Origin of the sequence: Cupriavidus sp. Met-2 (assembly GCF_049843575.1) — a bacterium.
Classification (GTDB): domain Bacteria; phylum Pseudomonadota; class Gammaproteobacteria; order Burkholderiales; family Burkholderiaceae; genus Cupriavidus; species Cupriavidus metallidurans.
This window is the reverse complement of the sequence record NZ_JBBHZL010000002.1, coordinates 251,490-268,556: the sequence shown is the minus strand read 5'-3', so window position 1 is coordinate 268,556 and position 17,067 is coordinate 251,490. Positions and strand designations below refer to the sequence as shown.

Annotated in this window: 12 protein-coding genes; 5 read left to right on the top strand and 7 right to left on the bottom strand. The window is 64.0% G+C overall.

Translation table 11 applies throughout. The features are described 5' to 3' along the window. Nucleotides 1-136: 136 nt before the first annotated feature. The 3 genes from clpB (at nucleotide 137) to WD006_RS06470 (ending at nucleotide 5,283) form a co-directional block, all read left to right on the top strand. Nucleotides 137-2,725, top strand: coding sequence for an ATP-dependent chaperone ClpB (gene clpB, locus WD006_RS06480; RefSeq protein WP_011516684.1), 2,589 nt, complete (start codon nucleotides 137-139; stop codon nucleotides 2,723-2,725). A gap of 135 nt (nucleotides 2,726-2,860) precedes the next feature. Continuing rightward, entirely contained in the window at nucleotides 2,861-3,331 is a 471-nt protein-coding gene (locus WD006_RS06475; RefSeq protein ID WP_011516683.1) for an OsmC family protein, read from the top strand. A 101-nt stretch (nucleotides 3,332-3,432) separates the two neighbouring features. Further along, on the top strand, nucleotides 3,433-5,283 hold the full coding sequence (locus WD006_RS06470; protein ID WP_141192884.1) for a gamma-glutamyltransferase family protein: 1,851 nt from the start codon (nucleotides 3,433-3,435) through the stop codon (nucleotides 5,281-5,283). A gap of 288 nt (nucleotides 5,284-5,571) precedes the next feature. Here the strand turns inward: WD006_RS06470 and argE are convergent, their stop codons facing one another. Together argE and mfd are read right to left on the bottom strand one after the other, a co-directional pair. Next, nucleotides 5,572-6,783 carry an acetylornithine deacetylase gene (gene argE / locus WD006_RS06465; RefSeq protein ID WP_029307725.1) on the bottom strand — a complete coding sequence of 404 codons (1,212 nt, stop codon included), beginning with the start codon at nucleotides 6,781-6,783 and terminating at the stop codon, nucleotides 5,572-5,574. Between the two features lie 54 nt (nucleotides 6,784-6,837). Further along, complete coding sequence (gene mfd / locus WD006_RS06460) at nucleotides 6,838-10,290, bottom strand: transcription-repair coupling factor (protein WP_008651552.1); 3,453 nt, start codon at nucleotides 10,288-10,290, stop codon at nucleotides 6,838-6,840. 135 nt (nucleotides 10,291-10,425) lie between these two features. Between mfd and ispD the strand changes: the two genes are divergently transcribed. Then, nucleotides 10,426-11,250, top strand: coding sequence for a 2-C-methyl-D-erythritol 4-phosphate cytidylyltransferase (ispD, locus tag WD006_RS06455; RefSeq protein ID WP_008651553.1), 825 nt, complete (start codon nucleotides 10,426-10,428; stop codon nucleotides 11,248-11,250). 32 nt (nucleotides 11,251-11,282) lie between these two features. Continuing rightward, a complete protein-coding gene (gene ispF, locus WD006_RS06450; protein ID WP_011516680.1) occupies nucleotides 11,283-11,789 on the top strand; it encodes a 2-C-methyl-D-erythritol 2,4-cyclodiphosphate synthase in 507 nt (168 codons plus the stop codon). Nucleotides 11,790-11,826: 37 nt separating this feature from the next. Here the strand turns inward: ispF and WD006_RS06445 are convergent, their stop codons facing one another. The 5 genes from WD006_RS06445 to WD006_RS06425 form a co-directional block, all read right to left on the bottom strand. Next, the gene (locus WD006_RS06445; RefSeq protein ID WP_011516679.1) at nucleotides 11,827-12,405 is read right to left on the bottom strand and encodes a GNAT family N-acetyltransferase; all 579 of its coding nucleotides are present in this window, start codon (nucleotides 12,403-12,405) and stop codon (nucleotides 11,827-11,829) included. A gap of 205 nt (nucleotides 12,406-12,610) precedes the next feature. After that, nucleotides 12,611-13,132 (bottom strand): carboxymuconolactone decarboxylase family protein, encoded by a 522-nt coding sequence (locus WD006_RS06440; protein WP_011516678.1) that lies wholly within the window; start codon nucleotides 13,130-13,132, stop codon nucleotides 12,611-12,613. 121 nt (nucleotides 13,133-13,253) lie between these two features. After that, nucleotides 13,254-13,802 (bottom strand): peroxiredoxin, encoded by a 549-nt coding sequence (locus WD006_RS06435; protein WP_008651557.1) that lies wholly within the window; start codon nucleotides 13,800-13,802, stop codon nucleotides 13,254-13,256. Between the two features lie 346 nt (nucleotides 13,803-14,148). Then, on the bottom strand, nucleotides 14,149-15,438 hold the full coding sequence (locus WD006_RS06430) for an MFS transporter (protein ID WP_011516677.1): 1,290 nt from the start codon (nucleotides 15,436-15,438) through the stop codon (nucleotides 14,149-14,151). A gap of 254 nt (nucleotides 15,439-15,692) precedes the next feature. Next, the gene (locus tag WD006_RS06425) at nucleotides 15,693-17,042 is read right to left on the bottom strand and encodes an ATP-binding protein (protein WP_011516675.1); all 1,350 of its coding nucleotides are present in this window, start codon (nucleotides 17,040-17,042) and stop codon (nucleotides 15,693-15,695) included. Nucleotides 17,043-17,067: the final 25 nt, after the last annotated feature.

The following is a 17,067-nucleotide window of genomic DNA, read 5'->3' as shown; positions in this document are numbered from 1 at the left end:
TCGCCGATGTCTTGAAATGTCATTCCCAAGCCCTATCTTTCGGAAGTAACGTGTCCGGCTGGGCATATGTGGCGGCAGCCGATGCCGCCGCGGGCCTCGCATCAGGACACACTTTCCTAGAGAGAGAGGGCTCCTAATGCGAATTGACAAACTGACCACCCGGTTCCAGGAAGCGCTGGCAGAAGCGCAAAGTCTGGCGCTGGGTAATGACAATCAATACATCGAACCCCAGCATCTGCTGCGTGCATTGCTCGCGCAGGACGATGGTGCGGCCCGCACGCTGCTGTCGCGTGCTGGCGTGAACGTGGGCGGCCTGCAGAGCGCGCTCGATGCGGCGATCCATCGCCTGCCGCAGGTTCAGGGCACGAACGAGGTCCAGGTGGGCCGCGACCTGAACAACCTGCTGAATGCCACCGAAAAGGAAGCGATCAAGCGCAACGACCAGTTCATCGCCAGTGAACTGTTCCTGCTCGCCGTGTCTGACGACAAGGGCGAGACGGGGCGGATCGCCCGCGAGAACGGCTTGTCGCGCAAGTCGCTCGAGGCCGCGATCACGGCCGTGCGCGGCGGTGATACCGTCAATAGCGCCGACGCCGAGTCGCAGCGCGAGGCGCTCAAGAAATACACGGTCGACCTGACCGAGCGAGCGCGTGCCGGCAAGCTGGACCCCGTGATTGGCCGCGACGACGAAATCCGCCGCGCGATCCAGATCCTGCAGCGCCGCACCAAGAACAACCCCGTGCTGATCGGTGAGCCCGGCGTGGGCAAGACCGCCATTGTCGAAGGGCTGGCACAGCGCATCGTCAACGGCGAAGTGCCGGAGACGCTCAAAAACAAGCGCGTGCTCGTGCTCGACATGGCCGGGCTGCTGGCCGGCGCCAAGTATCGCGGCGAGTTCGAGGAACGCCTGAAGGCCGTGCTCAACGACGTGGCCAAGGACGAAGGCCAGACCATCGTCTTCATCGACGAGATTCACACGATGGTGGGCGCGGGCAAGGCCGAAGGCGCGATCGACGCGGGCAACATGCTCAAGCCGGCGCTGGCGCGCGGCGAACTGCACTGCATCGGCGCGACCACGCTGAACGAATACCGCAAGTACATCGAGAAGGATGCCGCGCTGGAGCGCCGCTTCCAGAAGGTGCTTGTGGATGAGCCCAGCGTCGAGGCAACGATCGCCATTCTGCGTGGCCTTCAGGAGAAGTACGAACTGCACCACAAGGTGGAGATCACCGACCCGGCCATCGTGGCTGCGGCCGAGCTGTCGCACCGCTACATCACCGACCGGTTCCTGCCGGACAAGGCCATCGACCTGATCGACGAGGCTGCCGCGCGGATCAAGATGGAAATCGACTCGAAGCCCGAGGCGATGGACAAGCTTGAGCGTCGCACGATCCAGCTCAAGATCGAGCGTGAGGCGGTCAAGAAGGAAACCGACGAGGCATCGCGCAAGCGTCTGGAACTGATCGAGCAGGAAATCATCCGGCTCGAGAAGGAATACGCTGACCTGGATGAGATCTGGCGCGCCGAGAAGGGCGCCGCCCAGGGTGCGGCCGCGCTGAAGGAGGAGATCGAGAAGATCAAGCTCGATATCACCCGACTGCAGCGCGAAGGCAAGCTCGACAAGGTGGCTGAACTCCAGTATGGCAAGCTGCCGGAACTCGAGGGCAAGCTGCAGGCGGCAACCAAGGCCGAGGCCAGCGAGCAGAAGCAGCAGAACAAGCTGCTGCGCACGCAGGTCGGCGCCGAGGAAATCGCCGAGGTCGTCAGCCGCGCCACGGGTATTCCGGTGGCCAAGATGATGCAGGGCGAGCGCGAGAAGCTGCTCAAGATGGAAGATCGTCTGCACCAGCGTGTGGTGGGTCAGGACGAGGCCGTGCGGCTGGTGTCTGATGCGATCCGCCGTTCGCGTGCCGGTCTGTCGGATGAGAACAAGCCGTATGGCTCGTTCCTGTTCCTCGGGCCGACGGGCGTGGGCAAGACCGAGTTGTGCAAGGCGCTGTCCGAGTTCCTGTTCGATTCGGAGGAACACCTGATCCGCATCGACATGAGCGAGTTCATGGAGAAGCACAGCGTGAGCCGGCTGATCGGCGCGCCTCCGGGCTACGTGGGCTATGACGAAGGTGGTTACCTGACCGAGGCGGTGCGTCGCAAGCCGTACGCGGTGATCCTGCTCGACGAAGTCGAGAAGGCGCACCCGGACGTGTTCAACGTGCTGCTGCAGGTGCTGGACGATGGTCGTCTGACCGACGGTCAGGGCCGTACCGTCGACTTCAAGAACACGGTGATCGTGATGACGTCGAACCTGGGCTCACACATCATCCAGTCGATGGCTGGCGAACCGCAGGAGGCGGTGAAGGGCGCGGTATGGCAGGAGGTGCGCACGCATTTCCGGCCCGAGTTCCTGAACCGGATCGACGAAGTCGTGGTGTTCCATGCGCTCGACCAGAAGAATATCGAGTCGATCGCCAAGATTCAGCTCAAGCGCCTGCAGGTCCGTCTGGCCCGCATGGACATGACGCTGGACGTGAGCGAGCGCGCGCTGGAGAAGATCGCCAGCGCGGGCTACGACCCGGTGTTCGGAGCCCGGCCGCTCAAGCGCGCGATCCAGCAGCAGATCGAGAATCCGGTGGCCAAGGCCATCCTGGAAGGCCGGTTTGCCGCGAAGGATGTCGTGCCGGTGGACTATGTGGATGGCGAGTTCACGTTTGGGCGAATGGTGCATTGAGACGCGCCGGCTGCATCGGCCGATCTCCAGCCCGGGCAGTCTGGCCGGGTTGAGCAAGGGACCTCTGCGGAGGTCCCTTTTTTTCGCCACAATGGTGGCTCCTTGCAGCTTTTCTCCCACTTCAGGAGCAATTCCATGGCTCACGGCGAGCACAAGTACCAGACGACGGTCGAATGGACAGGCAACCACGGCACCGGAACGTCGGGATACCGCGCCTACGGACGCGAACACGTGATCCGGTCCGGCAACAAGCCCGAGATCCCGGGTTCCTCCGATCCCGCGTTCCTGGGCGACCCCAGCCGCTGGAATCCGGAGGAACTGCTGCTGGCATCGGTGTCGGCCTGCCACAAGCTCTGGTACCTGCACCTGTGCGCCGACGCCGGCATCGCTGTGCTGGCCTATGTCGATCAGGCCGAAGGCACGATGACGGACAGAGCCTCGCCGGCCAAATTCACCGAGATCGTGCTGCGCCCGCAGGTCACCATCCGCGCCGGTGATGACGCGGCCAAGGCCGAACACCTGCATCACGTGGCACACGAGAAGTGCTACATCGCCAATTCCGTCAATTTTCCGATCCTGTGCGAACCCGTCATCGTTTCGGGCTGATTCTCGCAGGCGCGCTGCTCGTCGGGGGCTGTTCTAGCGTTGCGCCGCCATCGGCGCCACCTACGCCACCTACGTCGACACACGCCGAAGGCGTCTGCCAGGTGCTTGCCGATGATGGCGGCACCGTGGTGGTCGGCTCGAACTTGCCGGGCGATCCTGCCGCGCCGGAGCCCGCCAGCGGCTACCGCAAGGGAATGCGGCCGATCCATGCCCGGTCGTATATGGTGTCGACCTCGAACGCGTACGCCAGTGCGGCGGGTTGCGCGGTGCTCAGTCGGGGCGGCACCGCCGCGGACGCCGCCGTCGCGGTGCAGGCGGTGCTGGGGCTCACGGTGCCGGAGGCCACTGGACTGGGTTCGGGCGGCTTCCTGCTCTATTACGACGCCACCACGCGGACCGTGCAGGCCTACGATGGCCGGGAGACTGCGCCGGCGTCGGCTGGTGCGAACTATCTGGTTCACATCGACGATGCCAGGGACCGGCGTTCGCCAAAGCCCGATCTTCGATCCAGCGGCCGCTCCATTGGCACACCCGGCGTGCCCCGATTGATCGAGCGCGTACAGCGGGAGCATGGCAAGCTGCCCTGGCCGGGGCTGTTCGACGACGCCGTGACACTGGCGACGAACGGCTTCCTGATCGGCGGCAGATTGGCGCAGGCGATTGCCACGAACGCCAATGGTCTCAAGCGCGATGCCGAGGCGCGCGCGTACTTTCTCGATCCCGACGGCAAGCCGAAGGCAATCGGTACGGTTCTCAGGAATCCCGCCTACGCGCGGACGCTGCAGGCCCTGGCCAGCCAGGGTGCCGATGCGTTCTATACGGGGCCGATCGCGGAAGGCATCGTGGCGTCGATCGCGGCCACGACGGGCGCCGATGGCCGGCCCATCACGCCAGGCAAGACGACGTTGGCCGATCTGGCGGCTTACACGGTGAAGCGGCACGAACCGGTCTGCATGGCCTACCGCGCGTTCTGGATCTGCGGTGCGCCGCCACCCGCCGGCGGTATCACGGTGGCATCCGTGATGGGGATTCTGGAGAACTTCGACCTGGCCGAACTTGGACCGACCGCCGTCGACGGGGAGGGCGGCAAGCCATCCGTACACGGTGTGCACCTCGTCAGCGAGGCCGAGCGGCTGGCCTATGCAGATCGTGACAAGTACGTGGCCGATCCCGATTTCGTGCCGCTGCCGGGTGGTAGCGCGGATGCGCTGCTGGGCAAACGATACCTGCGCGGACGAGCGGCGCTGATCGATCGGCATCGCTCCATGGGCACCGCCGTGGCCGGCAGCCTGGGCGGCGCGCTGCTGGGCGTTGTGCCGCAGGCGGAACATGGAACGAACCACTTTTCGATCGTCGATGCGCAGGGGAATGCGGTCAGCGCCACCACATCGGTGGAAGCCAGCATGGGGTCGTTTCATATGACCCACGGATTCCTGCTCAACAACCAGTTGACCGATTTCAGCGCGACGCCGGTGGACGCCAGAGGCCAGCCCGTCGCCAATCGCGTGGAGCCGGGCAAGCGTCCGCGCAGTTCGATGGCGCCGACGCTGGTATTCCGCAAGGGTGCGGATGGCTCGATCGGAGATTTCCTGATGGCGACGGGTTCGCCGGGCGGCGGGGCGATACCGCAGTACGTGATAAAGACGCTGGTCGGGGTGCTCGACTGGGGGCTCAACGCGCAGCAGTCGGCCGGTCTGGTCGACTTCGGCGCCAGCAACAGCCCAGTCACGACGCTCGGTGGCGAGCATCCGCAAATCAACACGACGAACGACGGCGCCAGCGACCCGCTGGTCCAGGGACTCAAGGCACTTGGCCACCGCATCTCGCTACGGGCCCAGCCAAGTGGCGTGAACACGATACTGCGTACCCGGACGGGGGATGACGACCTGCTGGAAGGCGGTACCGATCCACGGCGCGAGGGTGTGGTGCTGGGCGACACTATCCGGCCTTGAAGCGGGCGGGAAGGAGGGGGGATTGTACTAATCTGTGACACCAGCTTCGCCATTGTCTGGCGCTTGACTTGTGTCAAGCCGAGGGGGCGATTCGGTGGCTACTATTCAAACCGTCATGGAGATGCGGGGGCGCTCTTCATGACTTGTCTACCCGTTTCCGGAATGGAAACTTAACCCGCTGCACCTCCCGGTGCCGCGGGTTTTTTCTTTTTGCGGGCCGGCGTTGGTGACCCCGTTTTTTGGTCTTGGTCTTTGCCCTGTCCGTGGCCCCGCTTTCACGGGGCTGAATCAGGCGACGCGCAGGCTATCCACCACCTTGTGCAGGAAGGTCTCGCACGCGGCAAGCTGATCCAGCGAGACGAACTCGTCGGGCTTGTGCGCCTGCTGGATATCGCCGGGGCCGCACACCACGGCCGGAATGCCTGCGCGCTGGAACAGGCCAGCCTCGGTGCCGTAGGCCACCTTGTTGGTATCGCGGTCGGCGGTCAGCGCGCGTACGAGCTGGGTGATGGCATCGGTCTCGGCGGCATCGAGCGAAGGCGCGGCGGCGATCTTGCTGATGGCCATGCCGGCATCCGGATGCTCATTGCGCATCTTCGGCAACAGCACATCGTTCGCGTAGGCCTGGATGCGCGCCAGGATCGCTTCCGGATCCACGCCAGGAAGATTCCGGAACTCGAAGACGAATTCGCACTCGGCGGGAATGGTATTTAGCGCGATGCCACCCTGGATCGTGCCGGTCGAAGCGGTCGTAAACGGCACGTCGAAGGCCCGGTCGTAAGGGCCATTGGCCTTGAACTCGTCGGCAATATCGCGAATGAAACAGATCAGGCGCGCGGCGTACTCGATCGCATTGACGCCCTTAGGGGTCAGCGACGAGTGCGCCGCCTGGCCCTTAACGCAGCACCGGTAGGCATTGATGCCCTTGTGCGCCACGATCACGCGCATGCTGGTCGGCTCGCCGACGATGCAGCCCGCCGGGCGCACGCCACGGTCACGCAGTTCGGCCAGCAGGTACGGCGCGCCCATGCAGCCGATCTCTTCGTCGAACGACAGTGCGTAGTGCACTGGCTCGCGCAGCCTGGCATCAAGGATGGTCGGCAGCAGCGCCAGGCTCGTGCCGATGAACCCCTTCATGTCACAGGTGCCGCGACCGTAGAGCTTGCCGTCGCGCACCACCGGCTTGAACGGGTCGGTGCTCCAGTTCTGCCCGTCGACGGGCACCACGTCCGTGTGCCCGGACAGCACGATGCCACCATTGGTGGCGCCATCGGCTGCGGGAATCGTCACGAACAGGTTGGCCTTGTCGCCCTGCGGGTTGTAGCTCAGATGGGGGCGCAGGCCCTTGGCCAGGAAGTGGTCGCGCACGGACTCGATCAGGCCCAGATTCGAATGGCGGGAAGTGGTATCCATCGATACCAGGCGCTCGGTCCATTCGAGCGCGCTGCCACGCGCGGGGGCATTGGTGGCGGCGGATCGGTTGTCGGGTTGGGCTGGCATGGGGCGTTGAAACGTCTGATTCATTGGGGGTTTGATCGTACACCTGGCCCGGCATCAGGCCAACTGGCGCAGCGTGTGCTTGATGGTTTGCGCGCGGGTAGCCACGTCGGGCATCTTTGCCTCGATACGCAGCTTGTCCTGGCCGGCCAGCTTGATATGCCGATTCTTCTGCACGAGGTCGATGATGCGGATGGCGTCGATCGGCGGATTCGGCACGAACTGCATGCTGACCGTGGCTTCGCCCGCGTCGATCTTGCGTACGCCCAGCGGCGCCGCGGCGATACGTAGCCGGTGCGTCTCGATCAATGCCTGCGCCTGCGAGGGCAGCCGGCCGAAGCGGTCGATCAGCTCCTCCTGGATGTCGTCGACGCGCTCGCCGGCCTCGCAGTTGGCCAGGCGCTTGTAGATCGACAGGCGTTCGTGGACATCCGCGCAGTAATCATTTGGCAGCAGGGCAGGCGTGCCGAGGTTGATCTCTGTAGTGGCGGCCAGCGGTGCCATCAGGTCCGGCTCCTTGCCGGCCTTCAGCGATTTCACGGCGGCATTGAGCATGTCCGTATAGAGCTGGAATCCAATTTCGTGGATTTCGCCTGACTGCTTGTCGCCCAGCACCTCGCCGGCGCCACGGATTTCCAGATCGTGCATGGCCAGATAGAAGCCGGAACCCAGTTCCTCCATCTGCTGGATGGCCTCGAGCCGGCGTTGCGCCTGGCGCGTCAGCCCCTCGACATCATGCACGAGCAGATATGCGTAGGCCTGGTGGTGCGAACGGCCCACACGGCCGCGCAACTGATGAAGCTGGGCCAGACCGAACTTGTCGGCGCGATGGATCAGGATGGTGTTGGCCGTCGGCACGTCGATACCGGTTTCGATAATCGTCGTGCAGAGCAGGATGTTGTCGCGACGCGAGACGAAGTCTCGCATCACGCGTTCGAGTTCGCGCTCGTGCATCTGGCCATGGGCCACGGCGATACGGGCCTCCGGCACCAGTTCGGCCAGCTTGGCGCGCTTGTTCTCGATCGTCTCCACTTCGTTGTGCAGGAAGTAGACCTGACCACCGCGCTTCAGCTCGCGCAGGATGGCTTCGCGGATCACGCCGTCTTCCTCGCGCCGGACGAAGGTCTTGATGGCCAGTCGCTTCTGCGGCGCGGTGGCGATCACAGAAAAATCGCGCAGGCCCTCCAGTGCCATGCCCAGCGTGCGCGGGATCGGCGTGGCGGTCAGCGTCAGCACGTCGACCTCGGCGCGCAGTGTCTTCAGCGCTTCCTTCTGGCGCACACCAAAGCGGTGTTCCTCGTCGATGATCACGAGCCCCAGGCGCTGGAACTTCACCTCATCGGACAGCAGCTTGTGCGTGCCAATCACGATATCGACGGTGCCTTCGTTGATCTGCTTGATCGCGGCGTCGATTTCCTTCTTCGTCTTGAAACGTGACAACTCGACGATACGCACTGGCCATTCGGCAAAACGGTCGGACAGCGTCTGGAAATGCTGCTCGGCCAGCAGCGTGGTCGGCGCGAGCATGGCGACCTGCTTGCCGCCCAGCACCGCCACGAACGCCGCGCGCAGCGCGACCTCGGTCTTGCCGAAGCCGACGTCGCCGCAGACCAGCCGGTCCATCGGCTTGCCCGACGTCATGTCGGCGATCACGGCGGCGATGGCCGCGGCCTGGTCAGGCGTTTCCTCGAAGCCGAAGCTCTCGGCAAATGCCTCGTAGTCCTTGGGCTGCAACGGGAAGGCAAAGCCCTCACGCAGGGCGCGGCGCGCGTACAGGTTCAGCAGTTCGGCGGCCGTATCGCGGATCTGCTGCGCGGCTCGGCGTTTGGCCTTGTCCCACTGGCCCGTGCCCAGCGAATGCAGCGGGGCCGTCTCCGGATCGGCGCCCGAATAGCGCGAAATCACATGCAACTGATGCACGGGCACATAGAGCTTGCTGCCTTTGTCGTAGTCCAGGTGCAGGAATTCCTCGTCGCCCTGGCCCATGTCCAACGTGACCAGACCCTGGTAGCGGCCAATGCCATGCTCGCTATGCACGACGGGGTCGCCGATCTTGAGTTCGGCCAAGTCGCGCACCATCGCATCGACAGTACTCGCCTGTTCCTGCTTGCGCCGGCCCGAGCGGCGTGCCGTGCCGGCGTAGAGTTCGGCCTCGGTCACGAATGCCATCTGCGCCGACGGCAGCGCGAAGCCGGTCTGCAGCGGTGCCACCGCGATCGAGAAATGCGAATCGCCCGCCAGGAAGGCGGCGAAGTCGTCGACGATCATCGGACGCAGGCCGCTTTCCGCGAACAACTGCAACAGCGTCTCGCGTCGGCCAGCCGAGTCGGCGCACATCAGCACGCGCGTGGCCTTGTTGAGCAGCAGCGATTCCAGGTTGACCAGCGGATCTTCAGCGCGTCGATTGACCGATACATCGGGCAGGTGTCCGGCGAAGGCGGGCGCGTCGGCAGGCGCGGCATCCCGCTGCAGTACCAGTCGCGCCAGCGGCTTTGCGCCGACGAAGAACTGTTCTTCTGACAGGAACAGGTCCGCTGGCGGCAGTAGCGGCCGCTCGCGGTCATGACGCATGAAGTTGTAGCGCTGGGTGGTGTCGGCCCAGAAGCGGCGAATGGCCTCGTCCACATTGCCCGAGAAGGCAAGCTGGGTGCCTTCGGGCAGATAGTCGAACAGCGTCGCGCTTTGCTCGAAGAACAGCGGAAGGTAGTACTCGATACCGGCCGACGGCACGCCATTGCCGATGTCCTTGTAAATCGGCGATTTGGTCGGGTCGCCCTCGAATAGTTCGCGCCAACGGCCCCGGAAGGCGGTGCGCGCGGTTTCATCGAGCGGGAACTCGCGGCCGGGCAGCAGGCGGACTTCCTTGACCGGATACAGGCTGCGCTGCGAGTCGGGATCGAATGCCCGGATGGTTTCGATCTCGTCGCCGAACAGGTCGATCCGGTACGGCAGGGCCGACCCCATCGGATACAGGTCGATCAGGCCGCCGCGCACGCTGTATTCGCCGGGGCGCATCACGGCGCTCACGTGCTCATAGCCGGCCAGCGTGAATTGCGCCTTCAAGGCCGCTTCGTCGAGCTTGGCCCCCTGCTTGAAGAAGAACGTGTAGGCCGCCAGAAACGCGGGTGGCGCCAGCCGATAGAGGGCGGTCGACGCGGGCACGAGCATCACGTCGCACTGACCACCCTGGATGTCGTGCAGGGTCGCCAGACGCTCGGAGACCAGGTCCTGGTGCGGCGAGAAGCTGTCGTACGGCAGCGTTTCCCAGTCCGGCAGCAGACGCACGCGCAGTTCCGGGGCGAACCAGGGGATCTCTTCGGCCAGACGCTGCGCATCGACGGCATGGGCACAGACGACGGCCACCATCGGCGCGCTGCGGCGATGCTGCCGCGCATAGGCAGCGACCGCGAGCGCGTCGGCGGAACCGGTCAGGCCGTTGACGGCATGACGCAGACCCGGTTTGATCAAGGGGAAGCTGGCGAACGGAAAAGCGGCGTGGTTGTCAGGCATTGGCAGCAGAGGCGCTTGAAACGACAACACCCCGCCGGCGTTTGCGAGGGCCCCTTGTTGCCGTGTGACGGGCGGGGCCCGGAACTGTTCACGGGCGAGGATCATGGTTCATGCCCACTGCATCGGCAGTGCCAGATGGCGGCGGGCGAGGGCCGTATTATAGAATGCACCCCGGCCGGTTTGCCGGCCGGTTTCCGATATTCCATCTCCCGCAAATCCGTGTCAGATCGCCGCTTCGCCCTGATTCCCTGTGCCGGTACCGGCAGTCGTGCCGGAGGCCCCATCCAGAAGCAGTACCAGACCGTGGCCGGACGGCCGATGCTTTGGTATGCGCTGGCCGCCTTTTCCGCTTGCGATGCCATCAGTGCCACCGCGCTGGTGCTGGCCCCCGACGACATGCCGCTCGAGTCCCGTTTCGGCGCTGCCGCCTTTGCCGGGCTCCGCTTCGATACAGCGTTCGTCGGCGGTGATTCCCGCCATGCCTCGGTACTCGCCGGTCTCCATCATCTTGGGACCATGGGCGCAGTGGATACCGACTGGGTGCTCGTGCACGATGCGGCCCGGCCCGGCCTGACGCCCGCGATGATCGACACACTTGTGCGCGCTGTCGAGTCCGACGATGCCGCCAGCGAGCCGATCGGCGGCATTCTTGCCGTGCCGGTGCCGGACACGCTCAAGCGTGCCGACGCCGCTGCCCGCATCGGCGCCACCGTGCCGCGCGAAGGACTGTGGCAAGCCCAGACACCGCAGATGTTCCGAATCGGCGTGCTGCGCCATGCGCTGGAGGATGCGCTGGCCGCGGGCGCGGTGGTGACCGACGAGGCGAGTGCGATCGAGCGGCTTGGACTGCATCCGCGCCTGGTGAATGGTTCGCTGCGCAACTTCAAGGTGACATACCCCGAGGATTTCGCGCTGGCGGACGTACTGTTGCGCACTGGCACACCGACTTCCAACACGTGACAAACGTGATCCATCCAGACAAAGGAGCCGCATTGAACCCGTTCGATATCCGCATTGGCCAAGGCTATGACGTTCACGCCCTGGTGCCGGGCCGCAAGCTGATCCTCGGTGGCGTGGACATTCCACACGATCGTGGACTGCTCGGTCATTCCGATGCCGACGCGCTGCTGCATGCCGTGACAGATGCGTTGTTCGGTGCCGCGGCGCTGGGCGATATTGGTCGCCACTTTCCCGATACCGATCCGAATTTCGCTGGCGCCGACAGCCGGGTATTGCTGCGTGAGGCGGTCCGTCGTGTGCGCGAAGCCGGTTACGAGATCGGCAACGTCGACGCCACGGTCATCGCGCAGAAGCCCAAGCTGGCGCCGCATATCAGCGGCATGGTGGCCAATCTCGCGGAAGATCTCGGCCTGCCCGTCACGCGCTGCAACGTGAAGGCGAAGACCAACGAGAAACTGGGCTTCGAAGGAAAGGAGGAGGGGATCGTGGCGCAGGCGGCGGTACTGATCTACCGCCGCAACGGCGACGCCCAAGACTGAGCTTGTCGCCTGAAGTCTGAAATCGCGCCGTTGGCCGTCAGGCCTTCGGCGCTGTAGCTTCCGCCGTTTCGGCGGTGATCGGATAGACGTAGTCGATCAGCCGCGCCATCGCGCCGTGACGCGCGCCAGCTTCCGTGCGTTTCTCGAATCCCATCTGCTGGCACAGACGGTTGGCGGAATCCATTTCCGGCATGGTGCGGCAGACCAGCGTCTTCGACCCGATGTCGCGCGCACGCTGGATGCAGATCTGCATCAGCCGGTGCCCCAGTCCAAGTCCCCGTGCCTGCGGGCTGACCGATAGCAGGCGCGCTTCGGGCTGCGTGAGCGTGACCATGCTGCCGTCGAGGGCCGGCACAGTTGCGTCGGGGTGGCAGAACAGCACCGCGCCGCTGATGCCATGGTCGGTCTCCGCGACCCACCACTCCATGTCCGGGTTGTCCTTGGCGGCCAGCACGGATTGCATGCCGCGCTGGAACGATGCGCGACAGTCCTCCATGATTTCGAGCTCATATTGCCCGTAGGCATGTTGCGTGACGGCGGCGATATCGCCCCAGTCGTAGGTCGCGGCCAGGCGAAACCGGAAGCGGGGCGAATTTTGCGAAGGCAGGGTGCTCATGGCGGTAACGATGACGTGGCCTTGGGTGGATTGTAGGCCGTCCGGTGCACAAATGCATCGGTACAACGATGTCTGATGTGTGACTTTTCCACGATGCGTGTGTATTCACGTTCGCCGCGCAGCAAAGGAAAAGCCGGCGGCACCCGTGAGGGCGCGCGCCGGCTTGCATCCGTCACGCAGGTGATTTACCCGCGTACCTCCCGGATTACTCGGCAGCGATCACATTCGCAGCAGCGCCGATCACCGCGGCGATGCGGCCTACGTCGCGCAGTTGCTGAGCAGTCATGCCTTGCTCGGTCTTCAGCAGTTGGTAGTGCGACTTGATGCAGAAATGGCACTTGCCGATGACCGATGCGGCCAGCGCGTACATCTCGAAGCGCCGCTTGTCCACGCCACCATGGGTGGCATAGGCGTTCATGCGCAGGCCTGCGGGCTGGCTGGCCAGATCGGGGTCCTCGGCCATCTCGACATAGGGATACCAGAGGTTGTTCATCCCCATCAGCGCGGCGGCCGTCAGCGCGCCGTTGACTTCTTCCGGCGACAGCACGTTCGCATTGCGGATGGCATCGACCAGGACCTTGCTCTTGGCGGCAAAAGCGGCCGCAAGCGCCACGCCAACCGCGTCGTTGCCTTCCAGCGACGAGCGTGCAATCGTGCCGTCCACGTTCAGACGGATGTCCTTTGCATAGTCAGGGATCAAATTCTTGATCGTGCTGAGGAATTCCATTTATTTCTCCTATCGTCGAGGGCTCAAAAAACCCGCACGGAGCGGGTTTCGACGTGAAAGGGCGCTGGCCCTTTCACGCTTGATGCGCCAGTTTGCTCGAGGCGACTGGCAGGCAGGCCGATTACAGCGTGGCGCCACCAACTGCACGGTTGCACGGGCAGAGTTCGTCCGTTTGCAGACCGTCCAGGATACGCAGGACTTCTTCCGGGTTACGGCCGACGTTCAGGTTGTTCACCGAAACGTGCTGGATCGTGTTGTCCGGGTCGACGATGAACGTGGCGCGCAGCGCAACACCGGCGGCCTGGTCGCGCACGCCCAGTTGATCCACCAGCGAACCGGTCACGTCGGCGAATTGCCACTGGTTCAGCTTGTTCAGGTCCTTGTGTTCGCGACGCCATGCCAGCTTCACGAACTCGTTGTCGGTCGAGCCACCCAGCACGATCGCGTCACGATCGGCGAAGTCGCCGTTCAGCTTCGCGAAGGCCACGATTTCGGTCGGGCACACGAACGTGAAGTCCTTCGGGTAGAAGTAGATGACCTTCCACTTGCCTTCGAACGACTTTTCGGTGATGTCTTCAAACGCCGACTGGCCGTTCTCTTCGTGGTTGTTGAAACCGGGCTTGACGCCAACGACGTGGAAGGCTTCGAGCTTGTCACCAACGGTCTTCATACACTTCTCCTGATACGGTTGAACAGAATGAGGCGCGCATTCGCATGGCGAGTTCCCTGATGCAATGGAAATGTCACTTGTGCGAGTGCAACAAAGGGGGATTATGCGTCGTCGGAGGCGCTGCGGCCAATTGATATTCTCAAACAGCCCGATAGGCAGCGCCTAGGGGGAGAGACGAAGCACGGGGGAGTATGCCATGCGCGGACGCGCCTGACGGGGACACCGTAGAAATTCAGAGGGATCTGAAACGGGTCACGCCGCCTTCACGCTTGCCTGCTATGCGATTTGGCAGGAATGTGAAGGCGGCGTGTGGCGTCAGGTGACGCGCGATACGTGCCACGTGATGTTATGCGGCGCTCAGCGCGGACTGCTCGCGACGTGTGCGGAAGATGATGATCGTGGCAACCAGACCGCATGCGGCGGCGAACATCAGCCACAGACCCGGCGCGGCCTTGTTGCCCGTGGCGTGGATCAGGTAGGTCGAGATCGCTGGCGTAAAGCCGCCGAACAGTGCCGTGGCCAGGCTGTATGCCAGCGAGAAGCCGGCGGTGCGCACGGCGGGCGGCATGACTTCGGTCAGCGTGACGACCATTGCGCCGTTATAGCTGCCGTACAGGAAGGAGAGCCACAGCTCCACCATCAGCAGGCGTTCGAACGACGGGGCGGCCACCAGCCACGAAACGGCGGGGTAGGCGGTCACCAGCGTGGCGATCGTGAAGAACACCAGCAGCGGCTTGCGGCCAATGCGGTCGGACACCGCGCCCATCAGCGGCAGCCAGATAAAGTTCGACAGGCCGACGCACATCGTGACGATCAGGTTGTCCACGTCGTCGAGCTTCAGCACGGTCTTGCCGAAGGTCGGCGTGTAGGCGGTGATCATGTAGAACGACACCGTGGTCATCACCACCATCATGCAGCCGGCGATGATGATGCCCCAGTTGTCGAGCATCGAACGATAGATCTCGTTCACGCTCGGACGATGCTTGCGCGTGCGGAACTCCTCGGTCTCCTCGAGCGAGCGGCGGATGATGAACAGGAACGGCACGATCAGGCAGCCGATCAGGAACGGCACACGCCAGCCCCAGCTATCCATCTGCGCCGGCGCCAGTGTGGCGTGCAGGATCACGCCGAGCAGGCCCGCGAAGATCACGGCTACCTGCTGGCTGGCCGATTGCCATGCCACGTAGAAGCCTTTCTTGCCGGGCTTGGCGATCTCGGACAGATATACCGATACACCGCCCAGTTCCACGCCTGCGGAGAAGCCTTGCAGCAGTCGTCCGAACAGGACCAGCAGCGGCGCGGCCACGCCGATCGCCGCGTATCCTGGCACTACCGCAATGAGCAGCGTGCCGGCCGCCATCAGGATCAGTGTGAGGATCAGGCCCTTGCGACGGCCATGGTGATCGATATAGGCGCCCAGGATGATGGCGCCCAATGGTCGCATCAGGAAGCCCGCGCCGAACGTGGCCAGCGAGAGCATCAGCGATGCGAATTCATTATCCGAAGGAAAGAACGTACGGGCGATGGCTGCAGCGTAAAAGCCATAGACCATGAAGTCGTACATTTCCAGGAAGTTGCCGCTGACAACGCGGAACACGGTGCGGAATCCGTGTTGTGACTGGGTAGTGCTGGACATGACTGTCTCTCGATCACCGCCGGTTGACCGGCGGTATGTTTTCGGTGTGGGCAGCCAGGGCGTTTGGGGTTGCGGCAGGTGGTGCCATGGCTAGGGATGCAACGGTATGCATCGGACCTGTCGATGGGCGGAAGTGTGCGCTGAATCGCTGTCAATCGCCTGTCAACGAGCTTACAAAACCCTATCGTTTGCTGTCGAAAACCTGTCAATGCGCCGCATCGAATACATTCGCGGCGATTTTCGCGAGATGGCGCTCAGGCGCGCCGGAAGATTGCGCTGACCACCAGCCCGGACTTGGGCGCCGGACGGTTGGCAAGGACCAGCCTGCCGCCGTTGCGCTGCAGGATGCGGTTGACGATGGACATGCCCAGGCCGGCCCCCTTGGCCTCGCTGCGGGCGGCGTCGAGCCGGTAGAACGGGCGCGTCAGCAGCGACAGTTCTTCGTCTGGCACGCCCATGCCGTTGTCCGCCACGACCAGCAACGCATCCTTGTCCTCGACGCGCGTGGAGATCTCCACTTCGGCCATGCCGGTCTCTTCGTCCTTGGCGTAGCGCCGCGCGTTCTCCACGAGGTTGTCGAGAATGCGCTGGATTTCCATGCGGTTGGCCATGGCCATCACCGGGCCGTTCGATCGCACGTGGATGCGCACGTCGTCATGCGCGGCATAGACGCCGACGGACTCTTGCACGAGCGTCGACAGATCGACCGGTTCCACGACTTCCTGCCCTGGCCGGGCATAGTTCAGGAACTGGCCGATGATCGCGTCCATTTGTTCGATGTCGGCGATCATCGCGTCGCGGGTGACGTTGTCCACGGGGGACATTTCGGTTTCCAGCCGCAGGCGGGTGAGCGGCGTGCGCAGATCGTGCGAGATACCTGCCAGCATCACTACACGGTCGTCATCGAGCTGACGCAGGTCGTGCACCATCTGGTTGAAGCTGCGGTTGGCCTGCGCCACTTCGCTTGCGCCCTGTTCGCGCAGCGGCGGCGGATCGCCACCGGACCCGATCTGGCGCGCGGCGTTGGCCAGTCGTTTGAGCGGATAGTTGACGCGCGCGGTGATGAATGCCGCGCCGATGATCGACAGCATCAGCGCCGCGATACTCCACCAGAGCCACTGGATGCCTGGCACGCGCTCGAATCGTTCTGGGCTGATGGCGACCCAGTAGTCGTCGCCTTCGATTTCGAAGCTGACCCACACGCCGGGAATGTCGTTGACCGTGGTCGCGATGACCGTGTCTTCGCCCAGGCGGCCGCGAATCTCCTGTTGCACGAGTTGTGTCAGGAACGGGTTGGCCGTGGGCGCGGCGAAGTCATCGTCCTTCTCGCGCGGATAGACCTTGATGCCCTCGTTCTGGACGAGGTCGAGCAGAAGGAACCGGCGACGAGCCGGGTCCGAGTAGAGCAGGGCCGCGCGGGTGAGCTTGACCACGCTGACTACCTGCATGGCGATCTGCTGGGCACGCGGCGCGCGTTCGAAGAGCCGGTAGCTCTGGAACCAGATACCCAGCGAGATCGCCAGCAACAGGGCGATCAGCATGAAGGTTCGCCAGAAGAGCGAACCAAAGAACCGCGTTGCGGTACGGCCGAGAGCGGTCGCCACGATGAAGCTGTGAGGTGCGACCGGA